The sequence below is a fragment of the Paraniabella aurantiaca genome (assembly GCF_050309965.1).
In the GTDB taxonomy this organism is placed as follows: Bacteria; Bacteroidota; Bacteroidia; order Chitinophagales; family Chitinophagaceae; genus Niabella.
Window position 1 is genome coordinate 1,149,559 of the sequence record NZ_JBLOSY010000002.1, and the last position, 18,388, is coordinate 1,167,946.

Sequence of the window (18,388 nt, forward strand, 5' to 3'; positions counted from 1 at the left end):
CATAACCCCAATCATATAAAAATTCAAAAAGGTACCATTTATGAGAAAACAAAACACAAGGAGCCTGTCGGCTTTACTACTATTTCTTATTTTCTTTAACATTGTCACAAAGGCGCAATTTACAGCACCTGCCTGTAATACGCCGGTAGCTTTAGGTACAGCAGCTTACCCCGCTACCATTTACGATCCCTTTACACCATTGACTCCCTGGACAGGGCCTTATGGTATTGATTTAGGTGCAGTAACAAATCAGGATAATGCGGTAGGTAATGCTACTAATGATTATGCCTCCATGTCATCACTGGCTTCTCTTTTAGGAGGGCAAAGGCTTACGGTACAAACTACCGGATATACTGTTCCGGGGGGGTATTATGTTGGTTTCGACATTCAGGTCGATGTGCCGCTTTCCGCATCATTATTGAAAAGTATTAAAATTACCACGTTCAATCAAACTGACGCCCTCAACCCTGGAGTTGGGCAAGAGAATATTACTGCGCAGGTAGGTAGCTCTACTGCTTCTGTTTTAACCGATTTGGGTCGTTGGAGAGTCGGCTTTGTTACCACTCAGCCGTTCAACCGGGTGCAGATTGATGTGTCTAACCTGTTGTCTGTAGTTTCCAATATCAGGGTGTATCATGCCACGATCATGAATCCCTGTAACGTGGCTAAGCCGGTTTGCCCGGTGAGTGCTGCTGCCAATGCCACTGCCACCTTCCAGCCAAACGTACTTACTAACTGGGTGAACCCTACATTCCCGGTATATAATAGCATGCCTCATACGGTGGTGTCTAATCTGGCTGCATTAAATAGTGTCCTGACAGACATTCCTAATGTTATTGACAGCGATCCTAACAACTATTCAAGAATACAATTCCTTGGAACATCATTAGGAAGTACTTCTTTGGCTGTTCGCGATGCAAAAACTATATATGAAGGAAATCAATATTTTGTTGGTTGGGATGTGGAAGATGAAAAGTCCGCTTCAGTTTCTTTTGGTACCCAACACGTAGTAACTACTTATTTAAATGGTACAGAACAGGAAAGTTTCTCTGATGGTTTAGGTTTAGGTACTGGTTCATTCTTTACTTCAACAGGTAGAATGATTACAGGTTTCAGACCAACGAAAAATTTTGATGAAGTATCTGTCACCAATACAACAATTGCAGGTATCTCATTGCCTACCCCGTTCAGAGTGTACCAGGCGAAGTTGATGAAATTATGTGCGGGTCCTGCTTTGGTTTGTAATACAAATACAAGAATGGTTTATCCAACGTACCCTGTTTTTGTAGACGGTAAAAATACAGCTACCAATGCAATAGGTGCCATTAATAATGAAATCATAGATCCTCAGAATGCAATCGATGCAAGCACTTCCAATTATACCGTGTTGAACCTGCTGGGCGGCATAGGGACTGCTACCAGTTATGGTATAACAGATGGAGGGCGCGTATATGCCGCTAATTCTACTTTTGCCGGCTTTGATGTTTCCAGCCCGGGCCTCTTTTCAGCAAATGCACTAAGCCAGATACAGGTATCTGCTACATTAAATGGTGTAGTAGTACAAACAAAAACCGGCAGCGCGGGGCTGGTGGGAATGAACTCTTTTATTACTAATGGTTCAGGAAGACAAACAATAGGTTTTGTGCCAACTGTGCCTTTCGATGGTCTTAAAATAGTATTTACGCAAGGTGGCGGAATTAATTTTGGAGAAACTAGAGTGTACAGCCCGGTATTTAAAACATTTTGTGCTGCCACATACAATTGTAAAGAACTTACAAGGGTTCAAAATCCATCTCATGCGGTATATGTGAATATGGCCAATACCGGTATTAATGCGGGAGGATGTGCCGGATGTTCTATCAATAATTCGGAGAATATTATTAATAACATGGGTAGCTCTAATCCTGCAACTATTAACTTGTTAGCCGGTGCGGCGTCAAGTGCTCATATCTCTGTAGCTAATGCCTCTGATACCTATCCTGCGGGGTCGTTTGCTGGTTTTGATATTCAAAGTGCTTCTTTGTTAAGCGGAAGTCTGGTGGGTTCTATTACTATCGATCTTTATAACAACGGAGCTCTGGTACATTCAGGAACGGGAACCAGTTTGTTAGGCCAGGTTTCGTCTGATGTGGTTACCGGTGGTGCATCAAGAGGTGTTGTGGGAATTGTAAGTCCTGTTGCTTTTGATGAGGTTAAATTTAGTGTAAACCAGCTAGGGGGTGGCAATCTCGGTGTTATTAATATTTATGGATTCTATGTACAAGCCGATTTAAGTGCATCTGGTTCGGCATGCCTGGTACCTTGTGGTTTTAATGGTACTTTAAATTCTGGTACAGCAGGTAACTCTTCAACCGGAGCCATTATTAACTCGGCTCGTACCGGAGTGATAGGCGGTGCCTGTGCCGCTTGTAAGGTTGAAGATCCATGGAATGTGGTATCTCCTTCATTAAATGATTATGCAGTGTTGCATAATATAGCCAGTGGCGCTACTCAAAGCTCTGTATCGGTGGCTACGCCTTCGTATATTTATCCTGCTGGTAGTTATGCCGGTTTTATCATCGATAAAAATCCTTTTGTGTTAGGTGGTGCTTTACTACCTTACCTTACTGTAAGAACTTACTTAAATGGTAAGCTTCAGCAAACTGTAACTAATTCAGCTCTTTTTGATTTCTCTTTTCTTTTTCAATGGGTTGGTACGCCTACAGCACCATACTCAATTGGATTTGTTGCGGTCAGGCCATTTGATGAAATTCAGCTTTCGGTTGGAAATCTTGCATCGGTAGCTGATCAGAATGTACGTGTTTATGGGGCTTTTGCTGATATAAGGAATGGTCATACGGGCACAGATGTGGATGGTAATACGGTTCCGTTCAATTGTCAGCTTGCACCCGTGTATAATCCCGATATCAATATGGGATATGTAAACACAAGTATTGAAGGAAATGTAAAATCCAACGATAAAAATGTGGCTGCCGGCACTCAGTATCAAAATCCTGTACCAACAGTAGGTGCATCTGGTGTGGCTAATCCTACAGGCGCTACTATTAATGTGAATAGTGATGGTACTTACACATTTACAGCTACTCAACCTGGTGTTTATAATTACCTGGTAAATGCTTGTAACGGTGGCACCTGTACGCCCGTATTGTTGACTATTACGGTGCTTGAAAACGGTGCGCCGGGTTCTACTGTTAATCCTCCTGTGGCAAACACAGATATCACCTCCACCATGGCCAATACGCCGATAACTTATCCGGTGAAGGTTAATGATCAGGCCGGTAATGAAGGGGGAACTTTGGGTACGCCAACTATAGAAACGCAACCTAAGCATGGTACTGCAACTGTAGGCGGCACGGGAGATATTGTGTATACGCCTGCTAACGGTTTTGTAGGCACAGATACTTTGGTATACAAAGTGTGCGAAACGCCAAGCGGAAAATGTGCACTTGCCTATGAAATTATTACGGTACAGGCTCCGGGATCAGCTAATACCACGACTGCTGCCGATGACTATGTCACAACAAAAGCAGGCACCGCAGTTACAGGTAATGTTAAAGCTAATGATACCGATGCCGAAGGTGACGCCCAGACAGTAGTATCTCAGAATGTAACAAATACTTACGGAACATTAAACCTGGGCACCGATGGTAGCTTTACGTATACCCCTGCTGCCGGATTCACCGGTACTGCAAAATATGTTTACACAGTGAGAGACAATGGAAGTCCTCAGGCTACGGCTACTGCAACATTGTATATTTTGGTAACGGGGGCAAGCATTGATCTGGGTATTAGCATACAGGTTTCTCCTACTATTGTGACCGGAGAGAAAATCCTTGATGCCAGAATTGTGGTATTCTCTACTACACCAACTGCAACGGACGGAAGTTTGATTACCGCACGATTATTAAAATCCAGCAACTATACGCTGGAACCTTACCAGCAAAATTTAGCAACGCTGCTTGGTAGTACAGTGTACAACGTAGACTGGCAGTACGTTGGAGAAGTGGGAGCCTATTATGTTTTTGAATATAAATCAAATGGCACTAATAAAGTGATCAATGGGCTCGGTGGTAGTGCTATTGGAGTGAAAATTAAATTTAACGGACAACAGGCATCCGGTAAAGAGAATATTACGACTTCCATCAAATCGGGCTCAGGAGGTGATTCTAAAACTTCTAATAACGCGGACAGTGATGCAGTAAATTTTGCCCCTTCATCTAATTAAAAGATTCAACATTTTTCTAAACATAAAATATTAAAGTATGAAAAGAGTTTCTTTAACCTTTATTTCTATCCTATTAACGTTGGCAAGTTTTGCAGGGGATATTGTGGTCAATTCTGCAACTATAAATGGTAATCAACCGGCAAAAAAGAACCAGACTATTACCAATACTTTTCAATTTACAAATCTGGCCGAAGCTATTCCATTGGGGTTTGATCCTACTAAGATCACTATTAGCATGAGGAAATTAAGTCCTGTGCTGGATGGCGATGGATTGCCGGTGGTAACGGGATTGTCAGGCTTTACTCTGACATATGATGCTTCTAAAAGTGAGATAGTTTTGACACAGAATGCAACTATACCGGAAGATGTTTCTTTCTCTATTTCTTTTGATGCAGTAGTCACCGAAGAAACAGCCCCTGCTGATGCATTGACACAAGGACATGGGATAAACGTAAATATAGTTCCTGGTTCTACAGTGTCTGGAAATCTATCATCTAACGATGACGTCCAGGCCTTTGGATATACCAATGGTGTTTTACCGGTAGCATTTGGATCTATTAATGCCTCTTTTAGAGGTCAGCAAATAATTGTTGGTTGGGAAACCTTGAGCGAAAAAAACAACAAAGAGTTTCTTGTGGAGGCCTCAATAGATGGGAAAGTGTTTCATTCAATTGGTACGGTTACTTCTGCTGCGACAGAAGGCAATTCCGATGTTACGTTGAAGTATTCTTTTTCTAAAGCCTGGGAAGAAGCTTCTTCTTTGTTGGGCTTTCCCGTAGCATTGATTGTCTTGACAATTTCTATAATGGCTGTGTTCCTTGTTAAAAAGAAGAAAGTTATTCTTTTGCCAATATTCTTGCTTATCATAACGACTGCGATCTTTTCCTGCAAAAAGGATAGAGATTCTGTTAGCTATGGAGATCGCCCCGATGTTTACGTAAGAATCGCGCAGGTAGATAAAGATGGAGCCACAGCACATTCTAAAGTGGTGAAGATAATCGCGGATTAAAGACGCCATGACATATACTGACTAGGATTGAAATAGCTTAAAGTTGTGTATTGCGAAACCGCAATACACAACTTATATAAATGAAAAAAGATATTTAAATGACTTTCAAATTAATTAGCACTAATGTTATCGTTTATGCTTTTTAAAATAATTTTAAGCTGCTTTATCATCTTCTATCTTTATTTGGGGGTTTTCATAGTACGTCGTTTAATAAAATAAATGCGGTAAATCAGTAGCGCACTTTCTGTTTCTTGGCGACTTTTAGAACTTGTAACAATTAAGGATAGATTCGTCTATCTATTTTTAATTATCATCAATTCATCTGATAGATTGTTTTTGGGGCATTGATTACAGATAGGCCGCCTCAAAACCATTGAGACAGTTTTTTTGAGGCTTTGATTCAATGAGCTTGGTTTCTTCCTACTTTGATAATTAAATAGTCCTTTAATATTGTTCTATAGGGCATCGGTTAAATCTGTTGAATGCATATCATCTTTAGGCTGGAAACTTAAGGGAAATGCGTAATTCATGTTTTAACAACGCTCTTGTATCTTTTTAGGTTTATTCTTAAACGGGCTCTTGGTTTATATATGACATGTCGCTAAAATCCCCGCTAGTGAAACACAGACGCGAAAATGTTGATACTGAAATCGGTAATATTGATGAGCCTGGATTAGTGAAGAGATGATTTTAAAGGTAGGAGAGATATCACCGATCGCGGTACTTGGTTATGTTATTAGGGTAGAGGTAAATCTGTATTGTGAAAGAACGCTCTAAATTGCGTATTTTCATGGTTTCAAATTCGCCTTTTTTTGGACAAAAAGAATAAAATTATCCTGGCAGCCATGCAGCTGTTCGTAGAGCACGGAGCGCATGCAGTAACAATGGCTCAGATCGCAGAAGCCGCACATGTTGGTGTAGGCACCGTGTACCGGAATTTCTCGAGTAAGGAAGAGATCATTCAGCAAATCTGGATATGGCAAAAGGAGCAGGAAGCTATATTCGTATTCAAGGATTTCGAAGCTACTGGAGCGATTTACCGTCAGTTTAACTTTCTTTGGGGAAAGGTTATAAGGTATTTTATCACCCATCCCTTAGAGTTTCAGTTTTCTTATCAGTTTGCAGCTTCTCCCATCCTAACAAAGGAAATTCATGAGGTTGCCATGGAGAAATTCCTTGTTTTTGACCGACTTTATGAAACTGGCCTGAAGCAAAATCTTTTCAAACCCCTCAAAGCAAGACATTTGCGGTTATTTACATTCAGTACTATTAATGGATGGATTTTATGGGCGATTGATGAAAAAATAAAATTTACCGACAAAACGGTTGAGCTTTTTCTAAGCATGGCTTGGGATAGTATAAAAAAATAAAAAAAATTTAACTTCAATTCGGACGGAATATTCCGTCTATAACTTATCTTCAGATAGACATGCCTATTTTAATATTAAAAACTAAAAAACATGGCTTTAAATGATTTAAAAGACAAAGTAATACTGATTGCCGGTGGGGGCAAAAATCTGGGAGGTTTGCTGGCGCGTAACCTGGCAAAAGATGGAGCATCCCAAATAGCTATCCATTATAATAGCGATAGTTCTCGTACAGATGCTGAGGCAACCTTGGCTGATGTACAAGCCACGGGAGCTGATGGCTTCCTCTTTCAGGGAGATCTAACACAGGTGGCCAATATCACGAGGCTTTTCGATGAGACGAAATCTAAATTTGGAAGAATTGATATTGCAATAAATACGGTTGGTAAAGTATTGAAAAAACCATTTACGGATACTACCGAAGCGGAGTATGATAGTATGGCCGATATCAATTCAAAAGTAGCTTACTTCTTTATACAAGAAGCTGGGAAAAAGCTGAGCGACCACGGAAAGATATGTACCATTGTCACCTCTTTGCTTGCGGCTTATACTGGCTTGTATTCTACTTACGCGGGGCAGAAGGCACCTGTTGAACACTATACCCGGGCAGCTTCCAAAGAGTATGGTGCCCGGGGAATATCTGTTACGGCCGTTGCACCCGGCCCTATGGACACACCCTTCTTTTATCCGGCAGAAAGTGATGACGCTGTAGCCTACCACAAATCAGCATCCGCACTTGGAGGACTGACTGATATTAAAGATATTGCCCCGTTGGTAGAATTTCTGGTGACTGATGGTTGGTGGATTACAGGACAAACCATTTTTGCGAACGGTGGATATACTACCAGATAATTTGATTGGGGAGTTGAAATTTACCGGTCTTGACTTGTCAAGTGTTTTTTAATTCAAAAATATACTACAAATATGAGTAACAACGTAATCCGGGAATATGGTCAACATGCCTATCCAAAAAAAAGGATTTTATGTTTAGTGTCTAACGCTACATTATTGCATGGCATACAGGTTGGGTTTTTCGCCGAAGAAATGACCAGGCCTTTTTTTGATTTTGTACAGGCCGGACATGATGTAGATGTATGTTCACCCGACGGCGGCGAAGTGAAGTTTGATGCACACAGCAATCCGGAGAATCCTGAAGGAGCTTATCCTAATGATCTTATAAGCATTGGCTTTGTACATCATAAAGAATTTGGAAAATGGATGCAGAATACCAAGCCGATAGAAGAGATCAACATAAACGATTACGATGCGATTTGTGTAGCCGGTGGAGGTGCTCCGTTACTGACTTTCAAGGATAATGAAAAGCTGCATAAGCTGGTCGCCGATTTTTACGAAGCCGGCAAGATTACCTGCCTGATTTGCCATGGAACTTCTTTGCTTTTATGGGCAAGATTGAGCGACGGAACGCTTTTGGCTGACGGTAAAACGTGGACAGGATTTGCAGATAGCGAAGAAGATATTATTAATAAAATGTTTGGCATGACCGTGAATGATTATACCATTGAAACGGAAGCGCGAAAAAATCAGAATACTAATTTTGAAGTAGCGGGGCCATTGGAGCCATATGCGATAAGAGATGGTAAACTCATTACTGCACAACAGCAGCATAGCAGTTACCTGGCTTCGAAGCTGGTTATTGAAGCCTTATCCGAATAGATTTTTGGGAGATTTGATGCCGATTGGTTAAGGGAAATGATAGCGGCATATAAAAGATGTCTTTCATTTCCCTTTTTTAACTTATTAAATCATATAATTATGATCTTGAAAATCGTCAATACCGCCTTCATTTTAATAGCTGTTTTTATGGGCTTCAAGCAAGGCTATGCTATGTTTTCGGGTAAGCCGGAGATGATGGAAATGTTTTCCAAGTGGGGTTTTAATAAAACCGGGTTGATGATTAACGGGGCAGTTACGATGATCGCGGCAATATTGATCTTACTTCCTAAAACCTTTGTATGGGGTAACTTTTTGATGGCCGCAGGTATCCTGCTTATTATTTGTTTTCATTTACTGGATAAGGACTTTAAAGGAGTGCTGGTTGAGTTGCCCTTTTTGCTGTTAAATCTCGTGATTATCTACTTACAGCATCCTTTTAAAAATAATGATTGATACCAGAGATGAAACATGCTCATTCTGAGAACCAGGACTCGCTATTAATATCTCACCTTCAACTTTGAGCAGCGAATTTAACCTTTGATTGGCACGTCAGCTATATAGGGCTGCCTAGTTCCGGACATATATCTGGAGGAGATAAGCCCTTTTAAGGATTTTATATTGTTCAGGAAGCTCAAATTCAAATCAGCCTTTTCAAATAAGAAATAGACCCTGCAGAAAATAGAATAGCACCTGATTATTTTAAACTAAAAATCAATTTAAATGACTAAAAAAATGTTTGCCGAGTTTTTTGGGACTTTTTGGTTGGTATTCGGAGGATGTGGCAGCGCGGTATTTGCAGCGGCCATACCGGATATTGGCATTGGTCTGCTAGGCGTTTCGCTTGCCTTTGGTCTTACAGTATTAACAATGGCTTACGCTGTTGGACATATTTCAGGAGGACATTTTAATCCAGCGGTAACGATGGGCCTTTTTGCTGGAGGACGTTTTCCTGCCAAGGAAATAGTGCCTTATATATTAGTGCAGTGTGCTGGTGCTATTGCTGGTGCAGGATGTTTATATATGATCTTAAAAGGAGCCGGCGCATTTTCTACAGAAGGAGTAGGTGCTTTTGCGACCAATTTTTACGAGGCACCCGGATATTTTGGAAGAAGCTACTCTTTAGCCGCTGCATTTATTACAGAGTTTTTATTGACAGCTTTTTTCATTATAGTAATTATGGGAGCAACTGACCGACAGGCAAACACCCGATTTGCAGGTGTTGCTATAGGCCTGGCCTTAACTTTGATCCACCTCATTTCTATCCCTGTTACCAATACTTCCGTTAATCCTGCAAGGTCTCTTTCGCAGGCAATATTTGTTGGAGGTACATCTATTACGCAACTATGGCTTTTTTGGGTAGCACCTGTTTTTGGAGGGCTCGCAGGAGGAATCAGTTATCGCCTTCTGCTACAGAAACCTTACCTAAGTAATGAAACCCCGGAATAGTAGTCATTAAATAAAATATAATGAATCCTTATCAAAATATTTTTGACACGCAGAAAGAATTTTTCTTTACTGACGTTACTAAAACTTACGAGTGGCGCATAGATCAGTTGAACCGTATGGCACATTTCCTTGCAGAGAACCAGGAAGCATTTTGTACGGCACTGAACAAAGACTTTGGAAAACCACCTTTTGAGCAGCTATTTGAAATAACAGTGCCACTAGGCGTGGCAAAATATTATAAGGAGAACCTGGGAAAATTAATGGTTCCTGAGCAGGTGGAAATACCCAAAGGGTTGGAAGAGATGGGAAATAAGGGCGTTATTTATAAAGAACCATACGGGGTAGCACTTGTTATAGGTCCTTTTAATGCTCCTGTATTGTTATTGCTCGATCCGGCTATTGCTGCGTTGGCTGCTGGCAATACAGTCATTCTCAAACCAGCCAATACTACCCCGACTGTAGCTGCTTTATTTGAAGAACTAATTCCAAAATATTTTAGTCCGGAGGCAGTAACCGTAGTAACCGGCGGAAAGGATGAAATCGGTGATTTACTAAAACTTCCATTTGATTTTATATTCTTTACCGGAAGTTCTGCTGTGGGAAAGGTGGTGATGAGGGCTGCTGCAGAAAACCTTACACCGGTAATTCTTGAACTGGGCGGGCAGAATCCTACGGTAGTTGATGAAACTGCCAACTTGGACATAGCCGTAGACAGGATTGCCTGGGGACATAATGCTATATCGGGTCAATGGTGCATTGCACCCGGATATGTATATGTACATGAAAGTATTGCGGATGACTTTGTCGAAAAGCTCAAAGTATCCATTCGTAAGATGTATGGCGAAGATCCACAACAGAGCCCTGACCTGGCACGGATGATCAGTAAACATGATACAGCACGCGTAGCATCTTACATTATTCCTGAAAAAGTAGTTGTCGGTGGTCGTTACGATATTGAAGCCCGGTATGTTGAACCTACCGTATTGTACCCCAGCACCTGGGGTGATCCTGCATTGCAGCAGGAAGTTTTTGGACCGGTATTGCCGGTAATGGTATACTCCGACCTTAAGGCGGTTTTAAATATTATTAAACGAAAACCCAAATCACTTGCCGCTTATATATTTAGTAAGAACCAGGAAAATATCGACTATTTTTTGAATGCTGTTTCGTTTGGTGGAGGGTGTGTAAACCAAACCAACCTGCATTGCTGGATCGATAGTTTGCCATTTGGCGGTGTGGGATATGCAGGTATGGGCAAGTATTATGGCAAAGCTGGCTTTGACGCCTTAAGCAATATAAAAGCGATGCTTATTGGTAATCCCGACCTGGAGTTAGATGTGTTTCCTCCTTATGCAGGTAAAGATATTGCAAAGAACCTCAGTGTATTCGGATAATAAATGGTTATTAGGATCTAAAATATTTTTTATGTTAAAAAATATCAACCATATGAAATCCGTCTCACTCATTGCAGTTCTGGCACTAAGTGTTTCTCTTACTGCCTGCGGACAAAACGGCACTTCTAAAAAGAAGGAGCAAAAAATAACAGAACAATCATCAAAAAAACAACAGAAAATGGATTATTCGAAAATCACTAACCCTACAGTAAAAGCTGCTTTGGAAGCCTGGCAAAATGGCGATAGCAGTACTTTCTTTTCTTATTTTACGCCAAACCCTAAAATGACGGATGACGGCAATCCAAGAGATTTCAAAGGGTTTGTAAAAACTGCCTGCGGGCACGAAAAATATTTAACTATCGATAAAGTAGAAAACGAGGGCAAAGATATTTATGGCAATTTTAAAGCCGACCAATGGGGTACTTTTCCCGTATTTTTTAAGTTTCATCAAAATACGGAGGGTAAGTTTGAACGCCTCGATATAGGACAGACGAAGTAATAAATTTTAAGTTGGATGTTACAGCTCATTATAATCAATTAAAAATTGTTGAAACAGTATCTGTAATTACCATTTATTTATTTTAAATCTTCAGATGCGATTAATGAAATTAAATCCCATTTACTCCAACCTGCAAAAACTAATTATCTGTTTTGCTCTTTTTATGTTAACCCATCAGCTAAAAGCGCAGGACATAGATGGTGTTCATTCTTTTATGGTAGCCGGCGTTAGTATGGACATTCCAAAGAACAATAAATTATCGCTTTATGGAGGATATAGTCCTACAGATAATATCAAAGCTTTTGTAGCCTTACCTAATTTCAAGGTGCATAAATACATTACGCTTACGCCTGGTTATACCTATGTAAATATCCAGCCAGAGAACGGTCCGTCAGTTGTTGAAAACCAAATACTAGCAATGGCTACCGTCTCTATTCCAGTAGCCGAAAACTGGACTATTGCAGATCGTAACATGTATTTTCATAGATTTAGAAAGGATCTTGACGACCTATCCTTTTACAGGAACCGCTTAGGAATCATCCGCAAAGCACAGCTTTTCAAAAAAGCGGTGAGTGTTTTTTTGTATGACGAAGTTTTTTTGAGTCTTGATAATGTTCAGTTTACTCGTAACAGGGCTATTTTAGGGGGAGATATAAAACTGTTGCCCTGGCTGACAACACAGCTGATGTATATGTGCCAAAGCGATAGAACATCAGGCAACCGGAACCTGGGCTGGTTGATATTAACGATACCGTTGGAGAATTTTGGACTGTTTAAAAATGACCGATAAATACAGTAACCTGCTACAACAGATTTCCCATTATTTAACACCAATAGCACCTTTACGCTGGACTGAATTAGGTTGTGGAAATGGTGTTTTTACGGAGGTACTCGCCAGATATTTACTGGTCGCAGCAGCATTACAGCAATGATCAGCAATGGGCAACCGTGTATCGATATCCTTTCAACAGGCCGATTTTTTAAAAGATCAACCGCAGATATCGCCATTGGGCGGTATACTTATGGTGAATGCACTGCATTAACATAGGTTGATCAAAAAGCTGGGAAAGCACTTTGTGAGTAAAAAGAGATTTGTTATCGTTGAATATGATCGTAGTACTCCCAATCAATGGGAGCCGTATTCAATCAACTATACATCCATTAAAGCGCTGGTTTATACAAAAGGGATAGTCCAAAATTGAACAATCGGAACAATATGCCGGCCAGATGTATTCCTCCTGGATAGCAAACGACGAATGAGTATTGATTCAATTATCGATATTAAACTGTAAAACTAAAATTACTAAAATAGATGCACCATAATTTACTACTTATACTTGGATTATTACTTGTGGTAATGCTGTTGGTATTGCTGGCCAGAAGATTGAAAATAGCTTATCCTATTTTTTTGGTAATAGCGGGGTTGGGCATCAGCTTTATTCCCGGAGCACCCGAATTGCACCTCAACCCGGACCTGATTTTCCTGGTCTTCCTACCTCCCTTGCTTTACGAGGCGGCCTGGTACACTTCCTGGAACGACTTCTGGAAATGGAAGCGTCCCATAGCTTTACTGGCATTTGGATTGGTGTTTTTTACTTCTACCATTGTAGCTTATGCTACCTCTGCTTTTATTCCAGGGTTCAGCCTCGCCTTGGGCTTTTTACTGGGAGGTATTATTTCACCCCCCGACGCGGTAGCAGCGGCCACAGTGCTTAAAGGCATGGGCGTACCTAAACGTTTAATGACTATATTGGAGGGAGAGAGCCTGGTTAATGATGCTTCATCTTTGATTGTTTTTAAATTTGCATTGGCAGCCGTACTTACAAGTACCTTCTCTATACAGGAAGCTACCGGCCAATTTTTCTTGGTTGCAGGAATGGGGATTGTTATCGGACTGGCAGGTGCTCATGTTATGTATGTGGTTCACCGCTTCCTGCCTACGACACCTGCTATTGACGCTGCATTAACGGTAATGACCCCTTATTTATTATTTCTGGCTGCCGAACAATTTCACTTTTCAGGCGTGATGGCTGTGGTAAGTGGGGGACTGTTTATGTCGTATCGTTCGCATGAGATATTCCAAACAGGCAGTACCCGTATGAATATGCTGGGCGTCTGGACTACACTTATTTTTGTAATGAATGCATTGGTATTTGTATTGATAGGCCTGGAACTACCCGAAATTGTTGCAGGTTTAGGAACTTATTCTGTTGCCGATGGTATTAAATATGGTGTCATTGTAAGCGCTATTACTATCGCTTTGAGATTCCTGTGGGTGTATCCGGCGGCTCATGTACCCCGATGGTTAAGTGCCAAAGCCCGGCAAGATCCGTCTCCCGGTTGGAAAGGACCTTTGATCATTAGCTGGGCTGGAATGAGAGGTGTAGTATCATTGGCCACCGCTTTATCTATACCTATGCTTATGGATGACGGCAGCACTTTCCCCCAGAGAAACCTTATTATATTTATCACTTTTGTAGTCATTTTTATAACCCTGGTTGTGCAAGGTTTAACACTACCGTTTATTATCAGGTTAATCCGCTTAAAAGAAATAGACAGCATTCTTCCCGAACAAGAACAACAGGCCGGTATCCGGTTAAGGCTTGATCATGCTGCATTAAAACTCATTAATGAAAGGTATTCCGGTGAAATAGAAAAAAATAAATTGATAGACCTTTATAAGTCTGACCTGGAAAACGAGATCATCAGCACCGGCGAGCACCTCCGCTCCCTTGAGCGTGATGAAAAGGAACATGCTGAAACTGATCAGTATTGGAGTATGCTGTTGCAGGTATATGCAATTCAGCGAAAGGAGTTGTTTCAGTTGCGTAAAGAAAAGTTTTTCAGCGATGAGGAAATCAGGAAAGCAGAACTGCAACTGGATCTGAACGAGTTAAAAATAGCCAGCGGCGAGCATTAATTGACGGCGATTGAATGCTTCGGTTCAAATTCCATATTGTTAAACGCAGCTGTAAATTTTAAAATCCTCTGTAAATAATATGAACACTTCAACTCATTATCGGTTACAACATTTTATTCCAGGGACGAGGACAGTGGTATGCCCAATGCTTGCTTTGAGCATTATTCCAACATTGTTGTTCTATTTTTTGACTGGAAATGGCTGGCAATTCCTTCGGTACCTGTAGTAAAAGTAAAACTATTTTTGTCTGTAGGCACACCATCCAATACCACCAACGTGGCGGCGTCTCTTAAGTTTACATCCGGGCTTTCAAACATAGTGGTTTCGGTAGCTACGCTTAGTCCGGCGACCTTGCCAACCGGGTTACTGGCTATATTTGATTCGGGTGCTTTTTTTGAAGGACAACACCGTTTACTTCCTGTACAGCATACTCCAGTTCCTGCTTTTGTTTCCTAATTCCAAGGGCGGTTGTTATGACAACTTCACTCAGCTTTGTTTCAGCATTTTCGTTTAGGTAGATGAATTGATTCTTCTTGTATCAGATCAGCAGTAACAGGGAACTCCTTGCTCTCTATATTTATCCCCGAAAAACGAACGTAGAACCAACGGATGCCATAATCTTAAACTCTCCATTAGTGCCAGAGACCGTTCCGTTAGAAGTCTTTTTTTCTAATATGGAAATGCCCACCAATGAAGAGCTATCAACAGATGATTTAACAATACCTTTTATTGCAACCCGCTGTTGCGCCCACATTACGGAAGTGATAAATATGAGTAATAGTAGAATTAGGAGCCTTTTCATGTGTATTGGTTTTAACCACAATATTGTACAAGAAGTTGTGCTGAAAGTGGTGAACCAACAGGTTAATAAGCCATTGATCGAAAACAGCTGTACTTGTTTTTCATAAATGAGTTTTGTTTAATTGATTTCCTTGAATACGGACAATACCTGAAAATTTTAACGGTGACATAGGGGCGCCACGCATGGAAAATTTAATCATGATGTAGCCTTCTGCGTTTTTGTTAAGAAACTTAAGCTGATAATAATATTTTGATAGTTTAGTGAAGTGCTAACAAAAAAGAAGAAGCAAGATGAACGTTGACTTGTTTGTTTTTGGAAGCAACATGTTGGGATTTTTAATTTTGATCCTTTGAAATAGTTTGTTTGTCCGGCGTAATGACATAATTTACTAAACTCAAATATTAAAATGAATGTAATATGCTACGCCAAAGTTTAGATCTATATATTAACTTACTTAAATGAATTCATTTAGTTGAGATAATTGAATGTAAATGTTTGATTATGTTTCTTTGTAAAATAATAGCCTCTTTGTCTTTGGTGACTTTTATCTATGTATGAATAATTATTGGCAATAAATAATTATGTATTGTCGTTCGAATAAACATCTATATGTCTAGTGCTGAAATATCGATACACAAAAAAAGTATCATATGGATCAAATTGAATCAAGTCAGTATGTAAAGCGTACTTGGAAGGAAAACAGTCTTTCATTTAAGGGTGGGGATTGGTTGGCCAAATTGAGCGGGTGAGTTATCAATTAGTGCGGCAAGAAAGCTGCATGGGATCCAAAGTCATGCTACCGTATTTAATTGGTTGAGTAAGCTTGGAGACTTTGACTGGGAAAATCAAACGCCAACTCATATGTCTAAAAGTCCGGAACTAAAAATCATGGAGCTGGAAGCCAGGGTTAAGTTACTGGAGAAGCAGAGAGCTTTGCTGGAACAACAAGCGCATGTATCTGATAGCAAGGCGATCATTTTTGATATGATGATCGACCTTATTACCCCCACTGCTGGCAATAGCATTAAACAAACCCATGCAAAGCCAGTATTATTATTTAGCGAGCCAGTTATTGTTAGCTCTGTTAAAGTCGGCCAGTGTTTTATTGGGGTCCAGTACTACCGTTATTATTTCTGTTGTGGTGGGTACGCTAAAAGTATAATCAGCCCCGCGCTGCCATATCTCTACAGGTAATTTAAGAGTATATTCTTTGCCATTGGCTTCTTTCAAATAAACCACTACTGGCATAGGCATTTGTTCCAGGTTGCTGATGGTTATGCGGCCTCCTTCTGCGGGTATGCTGGCTACATAGTTTACGGCGGTTACCGCCTGATCTATTTTCCAGTTGTTAAATACCCAGCCTCTCCAAAACCAGGAAAGATCTTCGCCACCTACATTTTCCATCGTATGAAAGAAATCCCAAGGTGTAGGATGCTTGTATGCCCAACTCTTTACATATTCTCTAAGTGCAGCATCAAAGCGCTCTTCGCCCAGTACATTGTCACGCAGATTGTTCAACATCACAGCAGGTTTGTAATAAGCCGTTACATCATGACTTCTTCGTGACATCACATCTGGGGCTGTGAAAATGCCATCAGTGGCATTGCCAAATAAAGTATTACTTCCTTCATCGCCGGTCAGGCGTTCGCTGCTGCTGTTAAATTCGCCATTGTTAAATGCTTTGGTCGATAGACTATTGATAAAGGTATTAAAGCCTTCGTCCATCCATGCATGTTTTCTTTCATTGCTGCCTACTACCATTGGGAACCAATGATGTCCAAATTCATGGTCTGTAACGTCCCAAAGTCCCTTACCGCTTGATCTGTAGCTGCAAAATACAATGCTCGGATATTCCATCCCACCTACGATGCCTGCCACATTGGTAGCTACAGGGTAGGTGTATTCAAACCATTTTTTTGAATAATGTTCAATAGAAGCTTTTACAAATTCAGTACTACGCTGCCATCCGTTTTCCTTAATACTTTCTACAGGATAGGCACTTACGGCTAAGCTTTTTTTACCGCTTGGTAAATTGATTTTAGCGGCATCCAATACAAATGCTTTGGACGCAGCCCATGCTACGTCACGCGTATTTTGTATTTTAAATTTCCAGATAGTAGCGGTATTTTTACCTAAGCCAGTGCCGGCATTGGCATCTTCCGCGCTTCTTACTACAACTGTTCTATCACTGTTTTTTGCTGCAGTGTATTTTGCGGCTTGTGCAGGGGTAAAACATTCTACGGGGTTTAATAGTTCTCCTGAACCTACTACTACAAAACCTGCCGGCGCTGTTACTGTAAAGTCGATATTGCCATACTCTAAATAGAACTCTCCCTGGCCTAAATAAGGCAATACATTCCAGCCTTGTACATCGTCATATACACATATGCGCGGAAACCACTGTGCTATTTCATACACCCATCCGTTTTTAGTATTTACCCTTCCCATTCTGTCTGATCCATATTCGGGTACGGCAAATTTAAAGTCGATAGATACTTTTACTACACCGCCGGCATTTTTCAATACATCATTCAACCAAACCTGCATCCTAGTATCGGTTACCATATATTGGGGTTGGTATTTTTTGCCATTGTGCTCAATAGTTAAATTACCGATTTCATAACCATTTGTAAATGCAGCATTAGTGCGTCTACCACTTGCTTCGATACTTGTAGCAGAACCTCTGGAGTCTTTTTTATAGATATTCTGATCCATTTGCAGCCATAAAAACTTCAAGTTATCGGGGCTGTTATTGGTATAAGTTAATGTAGTCTTACCCGTTATAGTATGATTATTATCATCTAGGGAACATTGTATGCTGCAATCGGCGCGGTTTTGCCAGTATTTAGGACCAGGTTCGCCACTGGCGCTGCGATATTCATTTCCCTGAAAGGGATAAAAATGAGGATTGAAAGCCTCCTTGGCGCTATACTTGGACTGTGCAAAAACTGAAATGTTACTTATTAATAATGCAGCCGTAAGAAATTTATTCATGCTATAATATTATTTAAGGCATGAATATAATATTTAATGTGGTGTTATTTTATATATA

The 18,388-nt window shown here is 40.6% G+C and carries 14 protein-coding genes; 12 read left to right on the forward strand and 2 right to left on the reverse strand.

What is annotated here, in order from left to right:
- Positions 1–40 precede the first annotated feature (40 nt).
- The 12 genes from ACLOAU_RS19155 to ACLOAU_RS19210 all read left to right on the forward strand — a co-directional run bounded on the left by ACLOAU_RS19155 (position 41) and on the right by ACLOAU_RS19210 (position 14,990).
- Positions 41–4,225 (forward strand): Ig-like domain-containing protein, encoded by a 4,185-nt coding sequence (locus tag ACLOAU_RS19155; RefSeq protein ID WP_427863516.1) that lies wholly within the window; start codon positions 41–43, stop codon positions 4,223–4,225.
- A 37-nt stretch (positions 4,226–4,262) separates the two neighbouring features.
- Positions 4,263–5,234, forward strand: coding sequence for a hypothetical protein (locus ACLOAU_RS19160; RefSeq protein WP_427863517.1), 972 nt, complete (start codon positions 4,263–4,265; stop codon positions 5,232–5,234).
- Positions 5,235–6,046: 812 nt separating this feature from the next.
- The gene (locus ACLOAU_RS19165) at positions 6,047–6,604 is read left to right on the forward strand and encodes a TetR/AcrR family transcriptional regulator (protein ID WP_427863518.1); all 558 of its coding nucleotides are present in this window, start codon (positions 6,047–6,049) and stop codon (positions 6,602–6,604) included.
- A gap of 90 nt (positions 6,605–6,694) precedes the next feature.
- Entirely contained in the window at positions 6,695–7,453 is a 759-nt protein-coding gene (locus tag ACLOAU_RS19170) for an SDR family oxidoreductase (RefSeq protein ID WP_427863519.1), read from the forward strand.
- A 72-nt stretch (positions 7,454–7,525) separates the two neighbouring features.
- A complete protein-coding gene (locus ACLOAU_RS19175) occupies positions 7,526–8,275 on the forward strand; it encodes a type 1 glutamine amidotransferase domain-containing protein (RefSeq protein WP_427863520.1) in 750 nt (249 codons plus the stop codon).
- Positions 8,276–8,374: 99 nt separating this feature from the next.
- Positions 8,375–8,728 (forward strand): DoxX family protein, encoded by a 354-nt coding sequence (locus ACLOAU_RS19180; RefSeq protein ID WP_427863521.1) that lies wholly within the window; start codon positions 8,375–8,377, stop codon positions 8,726–8,728.
- A gap of 267 nt (positions 8,729–8,995) precedes the next feature.
- On the forward strand, positions 8,996–9,721 hold the full coding sequence (gene aqpZ, locus ACLOAU_RS19185) for an aquaporin Z (protein WP_427863522.1): 726 nt from the start codon (positions 8,996–8,998) through the stop codon (positions 9,719–9,721).
- A 20-nt stretch (positions 9,722–9,741) separates the two neighbouring features.
- Positions 9,742–11,115 (forward strand): aldehyde dehydrogenase family protein, encoded by a 1,374-nt coding sequence (locus ACLOAU_RS19190; RefSeq protein WP_427863523.1) that lies wholly within the window; start codon positions 9,742–9,744, stop codon positions 11,113–11,115.
- 52 nt (positions 11,116–11,167) lie between these two features.
- A complete protein-coding gene (locus tag ACLOAU_RS19195) occupies positions 11,168–11,614 on the forward strand; it encodes a hypothetical protein (protein WP_427863524.1) in 447 nt (148 codons plus the stop codon).
- Positions 11,615–11,717: 103 nt separating this feature from the next.
- On the forward strand, positions 11,718–12,404 hold the full coding sequence (locus tag ACLOAU_RS19200; RefSeq protein ID WP_427863525.1) for a DUF2490 domain-containing protein: 687 nt from the start codon (positions 11,718–11,720) through the stop codon (positions 12,402–12,404).
- A 522-nt stretch (positions 12,405–12,926) separates the two neighbouring features.
- Entirely contained in the window at positions 12,927–14,534 is a 1,608-nt protein-coding gene (locus ACLOAU_RS19205) for a Na+/H+ antiporter (protein WP_427863526.1), read from the forward strand.
- A gap of 138 nt (positions 14,535–14,672) precedes the next feature.
- Positions 14,673–14,990, forward strand: a complete 318-nt coding sequence (locus ACLOAU_RS19210; RefSeq protein ID WP_427863527.1) for a hypothetical protein — start codon at positions 14,673–14,675, stop codon at positions 14,988–14,990.
- Positions 14,991–15,111: 121 nt separating this feature from the next.
- On the opposite strand, the gene ACLOAU_RS19215 is transcribed toward ACLOAU_RS19210, so the two are convergent.
- Together ACLOAU_RS19215 and ACLOAU_RS19220 are read right to left on the reverse strand one after the other, a co-directional pair.
- A complete protein-coding gene (locus ACLOAU_RS19215; protein WP_427863528.1) occupies positions 15,112–15,336 on the reverse strand; it encodes a peptidase associated/transthyretin-like domain-containing protein in 225 nt (74 codons plus the stop codon).
- Between the two features lie 1,053 nt (positions 15,337–16,389).
- Complete coding sequence (locus ACLOAU_RS19220; protein ID WP_427863529.1) at positions 16,390–18,330, reverse strand: M1 family metallopeptidase; 1,941 nt, start codon at positions 18,328–18,330, stop codon at positions 16,390–16,392.
- Positions 18,331–18,388 lie beyond the last annotated feature (58 nt).